This is a genomic window from Rickettsia sp. Oklahoma-10, from assembly GCF_039954865.1.
Classification (GTDB): Bacteria; Pseudomonadota; Alphaproteobacteria; order Rickettsiales; family Rickettsiaceae; genus Rickettsia; species Rickettsia oklahomensis.
In genome coordinates this window covers 521,090-539,490 of record NZ_CP157197.1, presented here as the reverse complement: position 1 = coordinate 539,490, position 18,401 = coordinate 521,090, and the positions used below count along the sequence as shown (strand labels likewise).

Genomic DNA, 18,401 nt, shown 5'->3' with positions numbered 1-18,401 from the left:
ATTAAATTTTTTTCTATAATAATTTTTTCTTTTCTTATTCCCCCTCCTATACCTTGTTGCTGATATGCTAGAACAGTATATACTACTATACTATAATTAAGTCACAAACGCAAATAGCGAATTATTACATAACTCGCTATTGGTAATTATCGAGGTTAAATTATTTGTCTTTATGGACATAAAAAAGCATTAAAATTTTTTAACCCCTTCTATTACCTAAAAATCTCATTAAATATAAGAAAAGGTTAATAAAATCTAAATATAAAGTAAAGGCTGCCATAATAGAAAGCTTTTGTCCCACTTCATCATTTCCTGCCATGTAATACATAGACTTAATCTTTTGAGTATCCCAAGCAATTAATCCCATAAATACTACTATTCCAATAAGAGAAGTAGCAAAAGAGAGAGCTGAACTTTGTAAAAATAGGTTAACTAGTGAGGCGATTACAAGACCTATAAGACCCATTGCAAAAAATGACCCCATAGATGTTAAATCTCTACTTGTACTATAACCGTATAAGCTCATTGCTCCAAAAACAGAGGAACAAATAAAGAAAGTACGTGCTATTGATGCACTGGTATAAATAAGAGCTAAATATGCAAGCGACATACCAATTAAAGCGGCATAAACCCAAAATAATATTTGTGCCGTTTGCAGATTCATGCGTCCAAAGCCCATAAAGAAATATAAAGCAATACCGAGCGGAGCAAACATTATAATAGTGCCGAAGCCGGTTTGAAACATTACGTTATAAATAGGCTCAACTGATATAGTTGTTACAGCTGCTAAGCCAGTTAGTAAAAGTGCTAAAGCCATATAATTATATACTTTAAGCATGTATTTTCTTAAGCCTTCATCAAAAGTGTTATTTTTTGAGGTGGCAGTTAAAGTTTTTGTATAATCAATCATAAGTAACCTACTATGTATTTACACAATAAAATATAGTCTTTGAAAAGTGTTTTTTCAAGCTATAATTAATTAAATTTTATAAAAATCTTGCATTGAATATAAAGCAGAAGGTTTATCGTGTAGCCAAATAGCAGCTTTAATTGCACCGTTGGCAAAAGAATTTTTATTTAGAGCTTCATGTTTTAAAGTGATTATTTCATTATCATCTAAAAAAGATATTTCATGTATACCGTGAACATTCCCACCACGAAGTGAGGAAATACCTATTTCCTCTTTTTTTCTTGGTCTGTTACCGCGATTAAATTTTATATCTAAACCTTTTTCACTTGCAATTGTTTTAGCAAGCATAATAGCAGTACCTGAGGGTGAATCTTTTTTATTACGGTGATGTATTTCTAAAATTTCAACATCGTAATCACCTAGTATTTTCGTGGCTTCTTTAGCTAGATAGCTGAGTAAATTAGCTCCTATACTCATATTTGCGGAATATAAAATAGGTAAAGTTTGAGCTGCTTTTGCTAAACACTTAAAATGTTTAGGCTGAAGACCTGTTGTGCCGATCACTAATTTTGTATTGTGTTTTAATGCATAATTAACTAATTTTTCTAATATTTCGTGGGTAGAAAAATCGATGATTACATCAGAATTTTTACAAAAATTGTCTAAATCATATAGACTATTAGTACTATTAAATTTTGCTGAAATTGTGCAATTCTCAAATTCGCCTATTTTTTCAGCAATAGTTCTTCCTATTTTACCGGTAGAACCACTAAGACCAATATTTATCATATTTGCTTTATTGTAAATTTGTATAGGATTTATAAAAATATAATAGAGGTTTTAGATTGTTTTTAATAGCGGTATTTATTACTTCACCAATAAATATAGCATGATCACCGGCATTATAAGAAGCATATTTATTACATTCTATATGGCAAGTTGCACCATTTATTAAAGGACAATCAGTTTTATTACCAAGCTTATAATCAATTTTTGTAAATTTGTTAGGTTGTGATTTAGCAAAATGCTTTGAGATATCAATTTGATTCTCTGCTAAAATACTAATTGCAAACTTATTACTTTTTTGAAAACTGTGTATGCTAAAAGAGTTTTTATTAAGGCAAAATAATATTAAAGGCGGTCTTAAAGATACAGAAATAAAAGAACTAGCAGTAAATCCAAAAAGTTTATTGTTACAATTTGTAGTTATAACAGTCACCCCATGTGGGAAGCGGCTCATAGCATCTTTAAATTGACTTTCTGTTACTGTCCCAGCCATTTTTTCATAATTTTGTTAATGGTTCCGTCTTTTTTTAATGAATAGATTGCCTCATTAATTTCATTAATTAATCCTGAGTGTTTAGACATACCTATAGCAAAATCGGATGAAAATTCTTCTAAAGTACTGCTTTCTAAATTTGAATTATTTTCTTTTAATTTTATGCCCTGAAATTCTTCGGAGATAATAGCATCTATGACTCCGGCTTTTAATTCTTCAACTAACATTAAATGATTTGCTAAAGAATGAACTTTAATATTTATAGTATGTGATAGATCTTGTGCTCTTTTTTCTAAAACACTGCCAAGTTGTACTCCTACTATTTTATTCTCTAGATCTTTGCTAGATTGTATATTATCGCCTGTTCTGTATATTATGGCGAATCTTGCAGTAGCGTAATTATCGGAAAAGCTGATATATTCGGCACGTTCCGGTGTTACGGAAAGTTCCGCCACCGCAACATCAATATTTTCGCTAATCAAAGCTGCAAGTAAACCATTAAAGTCGAAGTTTTTTATTATAACTTTTTTATTGAGACGCTCGCTTATTGCTTTGATGATATCAATATCAATCCCAACAATCTCTCCATCTTTGATAAATTCATAAGGAGGATTATCTGCAGCAGTACCAACTATTAAAGTGTTTTCAGTGTCTTCTTTTTTACAAGAAACTAGTAAGCAAGATAGTAAAAATATTTTTAGAAATTTCATAAAAACAATGTTTTAAGTTTGAGCATGCCCTCCTGTGTCATACAGTGATCAAGTCGCGGTGAAAACACATCAAGAACCTAATTTCTCCTTTAAAAGCTGATTTACAAGTATTGGATTAGCCTTGCCGCCGGTTTTTTTCATTACCTGTCCTATAAAAAAACCTAATAATTTATTCTTACCGCTTCTATAAGCCTCTATAGATTCAGGATTTTCAGCTATTACCTCATTAATTACCGTGTTTAGCACGTTATTATCTGAAACCTGTACAAGTCCTTTTTCCTCTACTATTTTATCAGGTGCTTTACCGGTTTCAAACATAATTTCAAAAACAGTTTTTGCAATTTTACCGGAAATAGTATCATTTTCTATTAATTTTATTAGTTTTGCAAAACTACTGGGAGTAATTTTACATTTACTTATTTCTATTGATGCTTTATTTAATTGTCCAAACAACTCACTGGTTAGCCAATTGGCAAGCATTTTAGGGTTACACTCATTTGCTGCTTGCTCAAAATACTTGGCCACTGATTCATCGGCTACGATTACTTCAGCATCATATTTACTTAAGCCAAATTCTTTTGTATATTTCTTAATTTTTTGATCAGGTAGCTCAGGTAAGCTTGCTTTCAGCTCACTTATTAACTCATCAGAAATAACAAGCGGTAATAAATCAGGATCAGGAAAATATCTATAATCAATAGCTTCTTCTTTTAAACGCATAGTTCTTGTTTCGCCGCTATCAGCATTAAATAACCGTGTTTCCTGAATTACGATTCCACCATTCTCAATTAAATCTACTTGTCTTTTAGCTTCAAATTCTATTGCTTTAATGATATTACGAATTGAGTTAATATTTTTAATTTCACATCTTATACCAAGTGGTTCACTGCTACGTCTTACTGATATATTAGCATCACAACGCATTGATCCTTTTTCCATATCGCCATCACAGCTACCGATATAACGTAGCAAATTTCTCAATTTTTTAACAAATTCAGCTGCTTCTTCTGGGGATGATATATCAGGTTCGGTCACAATTTCCATAAGCCCAATGCCGGCACGATTTAAATCTATAAAGCTATAACGCGGAGATTGATCATGTATAGATTTACCTGCATCTTGCTCTAAATGCAAACGGTTAATACGAATAGTTTTAAGATCACCAGTATTAGTCTGTATTTCCATAGTTCCGTTTTGTACTATAGGATAATAAAATTGGGAAATTTGGTAACCTTGTGGTAGATCAGCATAAAAATAATTTTTACGATCAAATACCGAATATTTATTTATCTGTGCTTTAAGTCCAAGTCCTGTTTTAATTGCTTGGTGTACACAGTGCTTATTTAGTACCGGTAACATCCCGGGCATTGCGGCATCAACATAAGAAACCTGTGAATTTGGCATTGCTGCAAATGTATTACTACTTCCTGAAAAAAGCTTAGATTTTGAGGAGATTTGAGCATGAATTTCAAGCCCTATTACATATTCCCATTTCCCCGTATTACCTTCAATATATGTCATAACTAAAAATCCTTTGGCTCAAATTTAATATGTTTAACACCTGACTCAATTATTGATGCTATTTTCAAAACATTATACTCATCTAATTGTTTACAGATAATCTGCATTCCAAGAGGTAAACCTCGTGCCGATAATCCGGCAGGAACCGATACACAAGGTAACCCGGCTAAACTTGCAGGAATAGTAAATAAATCATTTAAATACATAATAGTCGGGTCATTTTGTTTTTCACCGATCTTAAATGCTTCAGATGGAGCAGCCGGTAATAAAATGGCATCAACTTTTTCAAAAGCATTATTAAAGTCGCTTGCAACTAAACTACGTACTTTTTGAGCTTTTAAATAATATGCATCCATACAACTAGATGACAGTACATATGTTCCAATCATAATACGACGTTTTACTTCCTCCCCAAATCCAGCTGATCTAGTCATTTCATACATTTCGTCAAGCGTCATATTTTCATGTTCTACCCGAAGACCGTATCTAACGCCATCATATCTAGACAAATTTGAAGAAGCTTCAGCCGGTGCTATTACGTAATAAACGGCAACGCCGTATTTAGCATGCGGTAAAGTAATATCAAACATTTCAACACCGGCATTTTTAAGTAGCTCTATAGTATCCTGCCACATTTTCATAATATCGGGCTCAATAATACTGCCTTCACCAAGGCTAATAGGTATGCCTATCTTCATATTTTTTACCGAACTGCCGATAGCAGATTGTAATTGTGGTACTTCTGCTTTGATCGAAGTAGAATCTTTTTCATCAAATCCCATTATTGCTTCAAGCATAATAGCACTATCTAGAACGCTTCTAGTAAATACCCCTGCCTGATCAAGAGAGCTAGCAAATGATACCATTCCGTATCTTGAGCAACGTCCGTATGTCGGTTTAAACCCGACTAAACCCGTAAAACTCGCTGGTTGGCGTACCGAGCCACCTGTATCGCTACCAAGAGCAGCAGGCGCCATAAAACCGCTAACTGATGCAGCCGATCCTCCAGAAGAACCGCCTGGCACTAGATCACTATTGTCGTTATTCGCTTTCCAAGGACTAATTACATTTCCAAAACAACTAGTAATATTTGCCGAACCCATCGCAAATTCATCCATATTAGTTTTGCCAAGCATCACACCGCCCTTATCAAAAATATTTTGTGTAACGCTTGATTCATAATTAGGTATAAAATTTTTCAGTATATTAGAACATGCCGTAGTTCTAATTCCTTTCGTACAGAAAAGATCTTTAGCGGCAAATGGGATACCCTCAAGTATTCTTGCTTTATTTTGAGCATAATTTTGATCTGCAATTTGTGCACCCTTTAAGGCAAGATCAAAAGTTTTGGTAACATAAGCATTTAGGTTTTTATGCTTCTCTATTTGTTTAATATGTGCATTAACTAATTCCGTACTTGTGAAATCCTTATTTTTTAGACCTTTTATACTATCTGCTACTGTTAATTTGTTTAGTTCTGTCATAATTATTCAATAACCTTTGGAGTGATAAAATATTTTACTTCTTTAGCAAGTTGAGCGCTATCTCCACTTACATTATCAAATAATTTATTTGATAAATCAGAACTTGTAACTTCATCCTCTCGCATTCTAGCATTCATATTAGAAACCGAAGTTAAAGGCTCTATATTTTTACAATCTATTTCATTTAAAATATCGATCATATCTATTATAGAGCTAAGCTGAGTAGAAAATTTTTCTACAGTATCTTCTTCAAATTTTAATCTAGCTAATTTTGCTATTTTTTGTGCTTCTTCTTTTGTAATCATAAGTTTTATTATTTTGATTAGTAGTATAGCCTGATGTCATTTCAGTAAGGCATTCGTTGCGTGAATCGATTCCACTTTTTTATCGTCCAACGAGCTTGTAGCGGTATCCAAATACTAAAATTATGGATACCGTGATCAAGCTACGATATGACATTAAACAGTCATTATTTCTTGTTCTTTTTGTTTTATTGCCGAGTCAACTTTATTACTATAATCATTGGTTAGTTTTTGTACTTGTTCAGATAAGCTATGATGCTCATCTTTTGCAAGAATATTGTTCTTTTCTAGTTTTTTAAGTTCTTCATTACCGTCTCTTCTAATATTACGTAATGAAATTTTAGTATCCTCACCATATTTATAAGCAAGCTTTACAAGTTCTTTACGTCTTTCTTCAGTTAAAACCGGTATTGGTAGTTTAATTAGTTGACCGTCCGTTGCAGGAGTTAAGCCGAGATTTGCTATTGTAATGCCTTTCTCTACCGATGATACCATAGATTTATCCCAGACCTGCACATTAATTGTTCGTGCATCAGGGGTGGATAGGGAAGCAACTTGTGAAAGCGGCATTTTACTCCCGTAAGCTTCTACGGTTACACTGTCGAGTAGATTAACTGAAGCCCTACCTGTACGTAGTCCTTTAAGCTCATGATCTAAAACTTTTAGAGCTTTCTCCATCTTTTCTTGTAAATTTTTCTTTAACGTGTCTGTATCCATATATTATTCCTCAATTGTCGTATATTCGCCTCTATCTTGTATTACTTTAGCAAAATTTCCTTGTTCTTTTATCGAGAATACCCTTATAGGTAATTTATTTTCTTGTGCTACTGCTATAGCTGCCGTATCCATGACTTGCAAGTTGTTATTTATAATATCCTTATAGCTAATAGTGAAATATTTTTTAGCATTTGGATTTTTTTTAGGATCAGAATCATATACGCCGTTAACCTGAGTTGCCTTTAACAAAATATCACAATTCATTTCAATTGCACGAAGTACTGCAGCACTGTCGGTTGTACAGAACGGATTACCTGTGCCGCCGGCAAAAATTACTACTCGTTTTTTTTCCATATGTCTTTTAGCTTTGCGACGAATATAAGGCTCGCACACGCTCATCATAGGGATAGCTGATAGGACTCTTGTATAGATATTGAGGCTTTCCATAACGTTTTGTAAAGTTAAAGCATTAATCACTGTTGCAAGCATACCTATATAATCCGCTGAAGCACGATCCATACCGACGAGTGCTGCATTAATTCCACGGTAGATGTTTCCACCGCCGACTACAATAGTGACTTCTACTCCTAAATCGATAACTTCTTTAATATCACCTGCAATCTTTCTTATTACGTTATATTCATGCCCAAATTGCTTCTCTCCCATTAAAGCTTCCCCTGAAACTTTAAGCAACACTTTTTTATACTTCAGAGCGTTTATATCTGATTCCATTTTCTACTTCAGGTTGTTTTTAAATAACTGTTTGATTTTTTTAATCATTATACCTCTCTGTAGATTGGTAATCGATGATTTATTGAGTGCGTACACTAATAACATATTATTATTTATATCAAGCGTTATTGTACCAGGTGTTAATGTAATGGAGTTACTATATACTATTTCACCTATTTCTTCTAGTCCTTTTGCATCAATCCATTCAAAAACCGGTTCTATTTTTATTTTTCTTTGCCAAATTATTTTAATAACCGAGAAGGCCGATTTCCATATTTCTAATAATAGCCAAGGAAGATATAATATAAATTTAATTTTAGTGGGCATTAATATTTTTGGTTTTTGATATTTGAAGTAAAAGGTATAAGCAGCATTATAAATACAAATAACAGCCCTATCATATTAAATATATTATTTATTGCAATTACAAAAGCATCATTATTTAATTTATTTGCTAATAACAAATATGATGCTTTTTCAGGATTAAGAACTTTCCCGCTTAATAATGCAGTGTAAAAATCTAGCTGTTCTAATGCTATTATAGAAGTAGACGAGATATTTTCCGATAAATATTGTATAAAGGTTTTAGTATCATTAGTAATTACAGTGCTAATTATTGCAAGCCCTACTGCTCCTCCTAGATTACGGGTCAGATTATAAAGTCCACTAGCATTACCTACTCGTTCTTTTGGTATATTGCCAAGAGCTATATTATTGGTCGGTATAAAACAAAACATTAATGAAAGACCTCTAACAAATTGAGGCAGTATAAATGCAGCAAATTTAGAATCAGGCGTTAGAAAACTATTCAAATGACATCCAAGAGCGAACCCTCCAAGCCCTATAATAAGCATCAGGCGTAAATCTACCCCTAATCCTAGCATCATGCCGGCTAAAAGTGCAGATAAAAATTGTGCTCCGCCCGTCACCATCATAGTAGTCCCGATTTGTAATGTATCATATCCGGTAATGCTAAAGAGAAATAGCGGTAATATATACACTGCCCCGTACAATCCTATACCCATCACAAACGAATAAAGGCAACCAAAAGTAAAGTCTTTATAAAGAAATGTGTTTAAATCTAAAATTGGATTAATAAAGGTTAGTTCTCTAATGATTAATAAAATAAAGCATAAAGCTACTGCAATACTTAAAAATAATATTAAATTATTCTCAAACCAACCTTTTTTGTTGCCTTCTTCTAAAACATACTGTAATAAGCCAAGCGTTAAAGTCATTAATAGTATACCGAGGAAATCAAAATTTTTAAGTAATTTATAATTTGGTTTATCAAAGTTCCCATATAAAAACACGACACTGCAAACAAAAATTCCTGGAATAACATTTAATAAAAACATAAAATGCCATGACAAAATTTCCGTAATATATCCACCGAGCGTAGGTCCTAAAGTAGGTGCAACAGTTACAACAAGTCCAATTAAAATAGTGACAGTAGGACGTTGCGATACCGGAAAAATTATAAAAACAGTACTAAAGACTGTCGGTATCATCGCACCGCCAAAAAATCCTTGTAATGCTCTAAAGATAATCATTGATTCAATATTAGTGGCAAGCGAACATAATATGCTCATAACCGTAAATCCTAGAGCTGCAATAAAATAAGATATTCTAGTAGAAAGTAATCTTGCTAAAAAGCCTGTAATAGGAATAATGATAACTTCGGCTATTAAGTATGATGTTTGAACCCAAGAAAGCTCGTCACTTGAAGCAGCAAGGCCTGTAGCTATTACAGATAATGAGCTAGCAACAATTTGAATATCAAGTACTGACATAAACATCCCGACAACCATACCAAAGAAAGCAAATAATTGCTTTTTGGATAGAGTAGAATGAACTTGTAAATTATCTTGTAAATTATCGTTTGACATAATTAAATTATACAGTTTAAATTAAATTTTGTATACAGAACCTAATATTAATTTTATTTATATTTAGCAAATAATAAATATGTGATTGATTTATTAAAAATATTTACTATAATATTAATGTTTATTATATAATTGATTATCAATATGCAAAATCCAGCACAAAAAGTTATATCTTTTTCAGACCATAAGTCTGATATAGAACGCATAAAGAAATCAATAGAAGAGGGGTGGGCAATAGTAAAGCTAGTACCTAATAAAGACCGTTTTATTGGACTTTTAGAAAAGATTCCACATGCTGAAGATGAAACAATCTATATTCCTCCAAGAAAAAAAATAATAGTTAATTAACACGAATAGCGAATGATTACATAATCTGCTATTTGGTTTAAAAAGTTGAATATAAAATGCGATAGATCGTTTTAACCTATTTATATAAAGTTAAGTATATATTTCTTTTTTAGTAAGAACGTATAATTCTTTACAAAACATAATGGAATTGCCTAAAAGGCGATGTTGTTTTATACAACTCTTAAAAAGACCTTATTGCTATCCCTGCATGCGGGAATGACATCCAAAGTATTAGATTATCCAAAACAATGCTTTAGGCAAGTCAATATAATAACTGTTTCAAATCTCAATTTCTACAGCTTTTTATGGGGTAGTAAATATACAAAGGCTTTAGGAGAATTTGAAATAACTCATATTATAGAATGCAACTAATCATTTATCAAAAGTAGATAGAACTAAACCTACCTTAATCCTAGGTTCTATGGCAATTTCTAATTAATTTGCTATTATGAGCTATTTTTTAGCAAAAATTAACAAAATTCTTGTTGGAATAGTGAATTCTATTTCAGAAAAATCTATAATTTACAGCAAATAAAGAGTCAAAATTAAATCTTTTTAGAAATCTCCATAGAATTTAGGATAAAATATCCTAAATTTGTATTTAGAAAGTGGTGCCAATGTGGGGACTTGAACCCCAGACCTACGCATTACGAATGCGCCGCTCTACCAGCTGAGCTACATCGGCTAAAATATTATTGTATTAATATGTTATGTCATTCTAGTTAAAAGTGAGAACTCAGGCTTTTTGCTGTCACCCTGTGGATTGACCAAAGGGTGTTATACTACAGGTTGTACCCTAAGATACCGTGATTCGTGATTAAGTCGCGGTTGATAACAAAAGATTTTCCCTTTAACTAGAATGACATATAGAGGTTATACAACTATAATCACAGTATCTCTAAAGATGCGTTGACAATCTTAAATGGAAGTGCTGAGTATCATCATATTTTTTCTTCTTTACTGGAAATCCCCAGTCCATTCTGATTGGAGCAAAACGCGTTATCCAAATAAAGCCAAAACCAATGGAAGCTCTAAGTGATTTATCATTATAAAACTCGTTTGGAGTTTCATGGCGTTTTTTATTTACACTTACTCCCCATACGCTTCCTAAATCCATAAAGACTGCCCCCGTTAAATTAAACTCTTCAGGAACAGGAGTCGGGAAATGCAGCTCTGTTGAGAATGCATAATATCTCTTACCTCCAAGCCCCTCCTTATTATTCTTTTCACGAGGGCCGACACCGCCGCTTGCAAAGCCTCTTAAACTATAATCACCTAAATTAAAATGATCTGAAATTCTAACGATTTTTCCTCCAAGTCCTGTAATATCACCACCGGAAGCAGATACTTTTAAAGTAAGCTTATTATGCATGAAAGATTTATAATATTTACTGTCAACTTCATGTTTTATATACTTGTTATTGCCTCCAACTCCGGCAAATTCTTGTGTACCACTTACTAAATAACCGTTCTTTGGAATAATTTTGTTATCGGTCTGATCATAAGTAATAGTATGTCCTAGAGCAGAGGTAATGAATTTGCCCATTTGCTCCTTAAAGAATATTGAAGTTAACAGAGTTGGTGAACTTAAAACATCACGTTTGATTAAATAATCTATTTCGTGATTTAAATTCTCTTTAATTTCATAACTGAGAGAGGTTTTGACTCCTATAGAGTATAATTTATAGCTTTGATCAGTTGTATTTAATATACTAGTACCGCGTCCAGTATAGTTACTAAATGCGTTTATACCAAGTGATAAATCACGATCTAAAAAATGCGGTTCGATAATGCTGCCATAATAGCTTGTACTGTTTTTACTTACTTGTATACCGGCATTAAGCAGTTTACCAGTACCAACTAAATTACGCTCTAAGAAAGAAAAACGACCAAATAAACCACCGGCAGTGTTATACCCTAAATCAAAACCTATAGAGGAAGTAGATTTTTCATCAACTTCAATATTAACGTCATACTTATCTCGAGCTTTAGTTGGAGCTAAGCTAATTGCTACTTTCTCAAAATAATCTAAATTTCTAAGATTACGTTCACCTTTTTCAATATATGAACGGTTAATTATGTCACCTTCTTCTGTTTTCAATTCTCTTCTTATAACATGGTCTTCAGTTTTAAGGTTATTAATAATATTAATTTTATTAATATAAACCTTATCGGTTTTCTCAATAATAAATTTAACATCTGCAGTATAATTAGCATTTTTCATTATATCTGGATAAACATTTACTGCAGGATAACCGGAAGCAGTAAAATATTCTCCAATTTTTTTAGCTATATCATCAACCATTTTCATATTGAAAACCTTACCTCGCTTAATATTAACAACTTTATTAAGTGGAGTTATATCTATATTAGTTAATTTGTTATCTATTGTAATATTACCAAAACTATACTTCTCTCCTTCTTCAATGGAATATGTAAGGGTGAAATATTCTTTAGTATTATTAAGTTCTGCTAATACCGAAATTACTCTAAAATCTGCAAAACCAACAGATTGATAAAATTCTCTTAGTAATTCTTTATCATACTCCACCCTATCAGGGTCATAAGTATCATTACTATCTAAAAAACGAAACCAACGAGATTCTTTAGTTAAAACAATAGATCTAAGTTCTGAATCACTATAATTTTCATTACCACTAAAATGAATATATTTAATACCAGTTTTTGGTCCTTCTGCGATATCAAAAATAACCTTAACCCTGTTATTTTCTAAATTCTCAATTTTAGGTGTTACCGTAGTAGCAAAACGTCCGCTACGTTTATAAATTTCTAATATTTTCTTTACGTCTAATTCGATTTTAGCTTGGCTAAGAGATTCACCCGATACTGTATAAATTTCTTTAGCAAGCATATTAGTTTTGATTTTAGAATTACCGCTAAATACTACGCTACTTATAAAAGGTGTTTCCGTAACATTAACTATTAAATTACCATCATTTGTTATATACATATTTATATTTCTAAAAAGTGAGGTGGCATATAAACGTTTTATTGCCTCATCTTCTTTAGAATTATTGTAAGTTTCTCCTACTTTAAGCTTTAAATAGCTCTCGATAGTAGAACGCTCAACCCTGTGGTTACCTTCGATAGTTATTTTATGAATTACAGTATCAGCTAATGAAATATGATAATAAAAAATTGTTAATAATAAAATTGTTAACTTACTAATTGATTTGATTTTCACTTAAAACCTTCTGTTAAGATTTAATTTAAATTGCTTTGCGTTATCTATTAATTTAGATAAAATGTTATATTAGTTTGAAAAACATTTTATGTCATTCACACACCTACTTGGGAATGACATAAAGTCTCCTGCATTAATGCATTCAAACATAATTTATGTACCCAATATAGTGGATAATACTAGTCAGAGCAAGTAAATCTATTATTTAAGAAAATAAATTTTGTATATCTTTCGAAACAGATACTATAATAAGAAAAATTATCATTGCTGCACCTAATTTTAACAGAATATTTTTAGTTTTAGGATTTGGTAATCTACCGGTAATTGCTTCATAGAGTATAAATATCAAATGTCCACCATCAAGTACTGGTATGGGTAATAAGTTAAGTAACCCTAAATTAACGGAAAGCATTGCTATAAATAATAGATATACTTGAGTTCCTTGAGCTATAGATTTTCCTGACTCTTTAGCAATAGCTATCGGTCCTCCTATCTCGTCTAATAAACGTTTTCCTACAATCATTTGTGATATTGCTTTTAGAGTTAAAGTGGACATATCTATAGTAGTATTAATAGCTTCCCAAAATCCTATTAAAATTCCTATTTTAGTATGAATAGGTTCATTTTTAGCTACAATACCGATTCGGAGAGTTTTCTGCACCTTCTTTTCTTCAGGAGATGATATAATTGTTTCTTGGGGTATTATATTAACAGTAAATACTTCATTTTTTCTTTCTATAGTTAAAGTAGAAGCACTAAAACCATTAATGAATATTTCTTGCTGTACATCCCTGAAATCTTTAACAGGTTTATCGTTAACCTTAACAATTTTATCTCCCTCTCTTAAGTCTGCTCTCTCTGCAGGTGATGAAGCTAATACGTCACCTATTATAGGAGGAATCTCTGTTTTTCCAAAATAACAATAAAAACCTGCAAATATTATTATGGCAAATAAATAATTAATGAGTGGACCTGCTGCAACTATTAAAAAACGTTCTAAACAAGATTTAGCATAAAAAGCTGCTTTTTCATTAACTTCTGTTTTAGTGTTAACCACAATAGTACGATCATAGCCGTAAAGCTTGACATAGCCGCCAAGCGGTACAAGGCAAATCTTCCACCTAACTCCTTTTTTATCGGTAATACCTATTAGTTCTTTACCGAAGCCTATCGAGAATTCCTCAACTTTTATATTAACAGATCTAGCAACCACATAATGTCCAAACTCATGGATAAATACTAAGATACTAATTGTTATAATAAATCCAACTATAGATAACATAAGATTTTTATAGAGTTTACTAAAAAATTATTTTAAGGTATAAATTGCAATGTTAAGGTTATAGGTATCATTTTGTCATTGTGAGTGTGTATTGTTGTGTAGCTTAAGTGTTCCATTGTTTGTTACTGTAGCTTGTTGACCACGGTATCCAGAAAAAATAAAAAAACATACTAGATCCTACAATCAATTCATGGGATGACAAATAATGGAACACTCAAGCTACACAACAATACACACTCACAATGACGAAAATTAAATTTTAAAATTCTTTTCTCTATGGGTTCAAATAAAATTAATAAAAAGTCGATTGCACGTATCGCAGCAGTGCAGGCTATGTATCAACATATATTACACGATAATCAAGATATGGAGTATATATTGCAGAACGTACTTTCTTTTTATCAAAATAATAATTTTACAACAGATTTATCGGAGAATTTAAAAATATCATTAAGTATAAGTCATTTTAAAATGCTGGTAAAGTCAGTATTTAAAAATATTAATAAACTAGATGAAATTATCGACAATCATTTAAAAAATGATAAAGATCCTGCACATATGCCGATCTTAATCCGGGCTTTATTTCGTGTTAGTATATGTGAGCTATTATTTTGCTCTACTACGCCTGCTAAAGTAGTAATCAACGAATATACAGACATAGCAAATGATATGTTAAATGAACATGAGATCGGTTTTGTTAATTCTGTATTAGATAAAATAGCAAATGAAAATAAAAAAATCCAATGACAAATAACTTAAGCGGTTATAGAAATAAAGTTGTTAGAGTTAAGACTGCTAGAAAGCGTACCATCTCATCTAATAATTGGCTTAGACGCCAATTAAATGATCCTTATGTTGCAAAGGCACGTACCCAAGGTTTTAGATCAAGAGCTGCGTATAAACTGCTTGAAATTCATGAAAAATTTAAACTTTTTACTCCTAATATGAAAATTGTTGATTTAGGAGCAGCTCCTGGCGGATGGAGTCAAATAGCTTCTAAGCTTATTAAAGCTTCGAATAATAGACTAAACAATAAAATAATCTCTATAGATTTATTAGAAATCGAACCTATTGTTGGAGTTGAGTTTTTTCAAAAAGACTTTTTTGAAGAAGGTACGGAAGAATTAATGATTCAGGCTTTAGATGGTAAAGCTGATATAGTCATGAGTGATATGGCATCAAATACCATAGGTCATAAAGCTACTGATCATATCAGAACCTTACTTTTATGTGAGCAAGCTTTTGAATTCGCTTTAAAAGTTTTAAAACCTTCAGGTCATTTTATTGCTAAAATCTTTCGCGGTGGTGCAGAAACCGAGTTATTAAATAAAGTGAAGAGTGAATTTAGGATGGTAAAACATTTTAAACCTTCATCCAGCCGTAGTGAATCCACTGAAATCTATTTAGTTGCTCTAAATAAGCAATACAAAATTCCCTCCAATAATTGAGGGTAATTTAAGCTATAATACTGAGATTATGATTTGGTTACAAAAGATGACTCGTCCCCTAATGATACTACTACCCAGTTGTCATCAAGTGTTTCTACAATATTAGGATCATTAACTATACTTGCATTATTATCTGTTGTACTCAAAATAGTAGAAATAATATTTGTATTAGTTTCTACTATATTTGAAACAGTATCAACTGTACCTCTTATAAACCTAGCTATACCAAAAATAATGTGGTCTAACATGCAATTTCTACACTATCAGATTTTATGTTACCTAGTTGGTTAACTTCCATAGCACACTGTTGTAAATCATTATATCCCAAATGATACAACTTTACTTCAACCATACTAGGATGTTCAGCTTCACTATCAGTATCGAATAAAACTAAATCTTTACCACGACCTAAAATGTTTTTAAGCTTTTGAGTATATTCATTATTTTCTAATATTTGCTGTTTCCAATCGGCCATAGGTAAAATAATCTTCTCTTCTAAATTAGAAAAATTTTTTAATTTATGATTATTAATCCCTTTTATCACTTTATCAATGCCTAGATATTCTGAAGCTTTTTGAACAACAGAACCAACCATATTATATAAATATGATGCCCATCCTTCTTCTACTTGTGGTGATTCTGACTTCTCGACATCATTCACTTTTGGCAGAACTAAGTTTACTTGACCGAAATGATTATTGGTACTATTAATAAGATTAGGTTCTGCATTATATACCTCAGAATATTTAACTAACTCTTCTATAGGAGTTGTGACTTTTCCTGTAAATAAATCCTGTGCTATAGCATATTTAATTACTTCTTGTGAACCTGGACTATCAAAAGTTACAGATTTGTTAAAATTTAAATTACGAGAATGTAATTCTACTCCAGTTAAATCTGCAACTATTGCTCCAAGTGAATGACCGCTAGTATCAAAAGTATATTTTGCAGCTTCCTCCATGCCGCCTATTTTTGCAATTATTTCATCAATAAATTTCTTAACGACTATTAATTTATTAGGATAATAATGGAAAGTAATACGTATATCATCCAATATGTCATGTATATCTGCCTTTGTACCGGCACTAGCAATATGAATTACCTTAGTGTCCTTATTTATAAAGGCAACAGCTTTATAACCATATTGAGCTGTATTTGTATTATTACAAGAAGCAGCGAGTATTTCCCAACCACTCCCTACTAAGTGATTGCCATCTGTCATTAATGCTTCTACAAGGTATTGATTTGCGCAATCTGTCTTATACGCAAGATTTATTCCTAAATGAGCGAATTCCTTATAATTTATAGTGGTTGTAGGAATTTCTGCTGTATTTAAAGATTCAAATTCTTTCATTTTTATTCCCCATTAATAATTATATTAATTCTTTATTATTTTTACCCCTTAAAATAGGTTTACCTAAAAAACCATAAAATATGGAATATGTCAAGTCTTATTATTACTCAAGAGCTAAAGTTGACATTTGTTTACCTTTGTGATACAAATGCATTTACTTATGAAAGAAAGACCATGAAACGTGGTAATTATTAATTTTTTATTAAGAAGAGGGAATGATGTTTTCAAATTTATTTTATAGCAATAATGGTCCAAAAACTTATTCATCTATGATAGAGGCTAAAAAAAAGTATCTTGAATATATAAATACGGCTAAAAAAACAGTTACAGATATAAAAGAAACATTATCAGCTTTAAATTTGACAGATATAGTTACTAGTTATGCAGAATATGCACTTGATTTTACAGTAGAAAAAATTTTTGGAAGTATTATAGGTAAAATGATCTCTCCTAAAATTAAAGAAGCTATTCAATATATACCGACATATGTTGATTCAGCTACACAAAACCTAGAAGCAAGTATTAACACTGTTTATGATTATTCCGATAATGCTGCTAAAATTGAGTTAGATTTTGCTCATACAGAAGAAGAAGGAAGTATAGTTTTAGTAGGAGTTGAGTCTAGTTGTTAAGGTTAACGCTATTAAATCTTTCTAATTACAATAAACAAAGGATAAGTTTTTAGCTTATCTTTTTTTATCTAATAACATCCTGTGCTCTTTTTTCAAAAGCTATAATCATTTTTTCGGTTGCTTTTGTAAAATAAGTGCTGATTAATTTATCTAGTATTACAGGCTTCATTTTTAAATCAATAAAGAATTTTAATTCAGTTCCTGCTATATTTGGAACAAATTGCCAAGTACTTTTTAAATATTCAAAAGGTCCTGCAATAGCTACCGTATCAATCAAATATATTCCATCATCTGTTATTACATTTGTAACTCGTGAATTATATTTTTCTGAAAAACCTTTTAACTGGATCACTAACTCAGCAATGATCTCATGGTTATTTCCTGAAATAATTCTGGACGCAATGCACCAAGGCACGAATTTAGGATAAGACTTTACATCCCAAACCAAATCAAATAATTCTTGCGGTTTATAAGGTAAAATTTTAATTTGCTCAAATGAGGTCATAGTAGGTATTGTGCAGTAAGTTTAAATTAATCTATTTTGGTCTGTTTAGCTACAAATTATAAGATTTTTTTGAAATAGGGGTA

General features: G+C 31.5%; 19 protein-coding genes, 1 tRNA gene and 1 pseudogene. 4 read left to right on the top strand and 17 right to left on the bottom strand.

The genetic code is table 11. The features are described 5' to 3' along the window. Positions 1–199 precede the first annotated feature (199 nt). The 11 genes and pseudogenes from AAGW17_RS02425 to AAGW17_RS02375 form a co-directional block, all read right to left on the bottom strand. The gene (locus tag AAGW17_RS02425; RefSeq protein WP_347939339.1) at positions 200–910 is read right to left on the bottom strand and encodes a Bax inhibitor-1/YccA family protein; all 711 of its coding nucleotides are present in this window, start codon (positions 908–910) and stop codon (positions 200–202) included. Between the two features lie 69 nt (positions 911–979). Further along, complete coding sequence (gene dapB / locus AAGW17_RS02420; RefSeq protein ID WP_347939338.1) at positions 980–1,699, bottom strand: 4-hydroxy-tetrahydrodipicolinate reductase; 720 nt, start codon at positions 1,697–1,699, stop codon at positions 980–982. A 7-nt stretch (positions 1,700–1,706) separates the two neighbouring features. Beyond that, entirely contained in the window at positions 1,707–2,189 is a 483-nt protein-coding gene (locus AAGW17_RS02415) for a flavin reductase family protein (RefSeq protein WP_347939337.1), read from the bottom strand. After that, positions 2,174–2,899 carry an ABC transporter substrate-binding protein gene (locus AAGW17_RS02410; RefSeq protein WP_347939336.1) on the bottom strand — a complete coding sequence of 242 codons (726 nt, stop codon included), beginning with the start codon at positions 2,897–2,899 and terminating at the stop codon, positions 2,174–2,176. The genes AAGW17_RS02415 and AAGW17_RS02410 overlap by 16 nt, the downstream gene beginning before the upstream one ends. 69 nt (positions 2,900–2,968) lie before the next feature. Further along, positions 2,969–4,420 (bottom strand): Asp-tRNA(Asn)/Glu-tRNA(Gln) amidotransferase subunit GatB, encoded by a 1,452-nt coding sequence (gene gatB, locus AAGW17_RS02405; RefSeq protein ID WP_347939335.1) that lies wholly within the window; start codon positions 4,418–4,420, stop codon positions 2,969–2,971. A gap of 2 nt (positions 4,421–4,422) precedes the next feature. Then, positions 4,423–5,904, bottom strand: coding sequence for an Asp-tRNA(Asn)/Glu-tRNA(Gln) amidotransferase subunit GatA (gene gatA / locus AAGW17_RS02400; RefSeq protein ID WP_347939334.1), 1,482 nt, complete (start codon positions 5,902–5,904; stop codon positions 4,423–4,425). A gap of 2 nt (positions 5,905–5,906) precedes the next feature. Next, positions 5,907–6,209 (bottom strand): Asp-tRNA(Asn)/Glu-tRNA(Gln) amidotransferase subunit GatC, encoded by a 303-nt coding sequence (gatC, locus tag AAGW17_RS02395; protein WP_347939333.1) that lies wholly within the window; start codon positions 6,207–6,209, stop codon positions 5,907–5,909. A 153-nt stretch (positions 6,210–6,362) separates the two neighbouring features. Further along, a complete protein-coding gene (frr, locus tag AAGW17_RS02390; RefSeq protein ID WP_347939332.1) occupies positions 6,363–6,923 on the bottom strand; it encodes a ribosome recycling factor in 561 nt (186 codons plus the stop codon). Positions 6,924–6,926: 3 nt separating this feature from the next. Continuing rightward, entirely contained in the window at positions 6,927–7,655 is a 729-nt protein-coding gene (gene pyrH / locus AAGW17_RS02385) for a UMP kinase (RefSeq protein ID WP_347939331.1), read from the bottom strand. Between the two features lie 3 nt (positions 7,656–7,658). After that, on the bottom strand, positions 7,659–7,988 hold the full coding sequence (locus tag AAGW17_RS02380; RefSeq protein ID WP_347939392.1) for a monovalent cation/H+ antiporter subunit E: 330 nt from the start codon (positions 7,986–7,988) through the stop codon (positions 7,659–7,661). Beyond that, positions 7,972–9,544, bottom strand: a pseudogene (locus tag AAGW17_RS02375) (DHA2 family efflux MFS transporter permease subunit). Before AAGW17_RS02375 ends, AAGW17_RS02380 begins: the two are co-directional and overlap by 17 nt. Before the next feature lie 144 nt (positions 9,545–9,688). On the opposite strand from AAGW17_RS02375, the gene AAGW17_RS02370 reads away from it, so the two are divergent. Continuing rightward, the gene (locus AAGW17_RS02370) at positions 9,689–9,892 is read left to right on the top strand and encodes a DUF2674 domain-containing protein (RefSeq protein WP_347939330.1); all 204 of its coding nucleotides are present in this window, start codon (positions 9,689–9,691) and stop codon (positions 9,890–9,892) included. 609 nt (positions 9,893–10,501) lie between these two features. On the opposite strand, the gene AAGW17_RS02365 is transcribed toward AAGW17_RS02370, so the two are convergent. The 3 genes from AAGW17_RS02365 to rseP all read right to left on the bottom strand — a co-directional run bounded on the left by AAGW17_RS02365 (position 10,502) and on the right by rseP (position 14,379). Continuing rightward, positions 10,502–10,577, bottom strand: a tRNA-Thr gene (locus AAGW17_RS02365). Positions 10,578–10,790: 213 nt separating this feature from the next. Continuing rightward, positions 10,791–13,097 carry an outer membrane protein assembly factor BamA gene (gene bamA, locus AAGW17_RS02360; protein ID WP_347939329.1) on the bottom strand — a complete coding sequence of 769 codons (2,307 nt, stop codon included), beginning with the start codon at positions 13,095–13,097 and terminating at the stop codon, positions 10,791–10,793. Positions 13,098–13,302: 205 nt separating this feature from the next. After that, complete coding sequence (rseP, locus tag AAGW17_RS02355) at positions 13,303–14,379, bottom strand: RIP metalloprotease RseP (protein WP_347939328.1); 1,077 nt, start codon at positions 14,377–14,379, stop codon at positions 13,303–13,305. A 276-nt stretch (positions 14,380–14,655) separates the two neighbouring features. On the opposite strand from rseP, the gene nusB reads away from it, so the two are divergent. Together nusB and AAGW17_RS02345 are read left to right on the top strand one after the other, a co-directional pair. After that, positions 14,656–15,126 carry a transcription antitermination factor NusB gene (gene nusB / locus AAGW17_RS02350; RefSeq protein ID WP_347939327.1) on the top strand — a complete coding sequence of 157 codons (471 nt, stop codon included), beginning with the start codon at positions 14,656–14,658 and terminating at the stop codon, positions 15,124–15,126. Continuing rightward, on the top strand, positions 15,123–15,827 hold the full coding sequence (locus AAGW17_RS02345; RefSeq protein WP_347939326.1) for an RlmE family RNA methyltransferase: 705 nt from the start codon (positions 15,123–15,125) through the stop codon (positions 15,825–15,827). Before nusB ends, AAGW17_RS02345 begins: the two co-directional genes overlap by 4 nt. A 26-nt stretch (positions 15,828–15,853) precedes the next feature. Here AAGW17_RS02345 and AAGW17_RS02340 read toward each other — a convergent pair whose 3' ends face one another. Together AAGW17_RS02340 and AAGW17_RS02335 are read right to left on the bottom strand one after the other, a co-directional pair. Beyond that, positions 15,854–16,075 carry a hypothetical protein gene (locus AAGW17_RS02340; RefSeq protein WP_347939325.1) on the bottom strand — a complete coding sequence of 74 codons (222 nt, stop codon included), beginning with the start codon at positions 16,073–16,075 and terminating at the stop codon, positions 15,854–15,856. Further along, positions 16,069–17,181, bottom strand: coding sequence for a hypothetical protein (locus AAGW17_RS02335; RefSeq protein WP_347939324.1), 1,113 nt, complete (start codon positions 17,179–17,181; stop codon positions 16,069–16,071). The genes AAGW17_RS02340 and AAGW17_RS02335 overlap by 7 nt, the downstream gene beginning before the upstream one ends. A 218-nt stretch (positions 17,182–17,399) precedes the next feature. On the opposite strand from AAGW17_RS02335, the gene AAGW17_RS02330 reads away from it, so the two are divergent. Then, the gene (locus tag AAGW17_RS02330; protein WP_347939323.1) at positions 17,400–17,813 is read left to right on the top strand and encodes a hypothetical protein; all 414 of its coding nucleotides are present in this window, start codon (positions 17,400–17,402) and stop codon (positions 17,811–17,813) included. A gap of 64 nt (positions 17,814–17,877) precedes the next feature. On the opposite strand, the gene AAGW17_RS02325 is transcribed toward AAGW17_RS02330, so the two are convergent. Continuing rightward, entirely contained in the window at positions 17,878–18,318 is a 441-nt protein-coding gene (locus AAGW17_RS02325; protein WP_347939322.1) for a type II toxin-antitoxin system RatA family toxin, read from the bottom strand. Positions 18,319–18,401 lie beyond the last annotated feature (83 nt).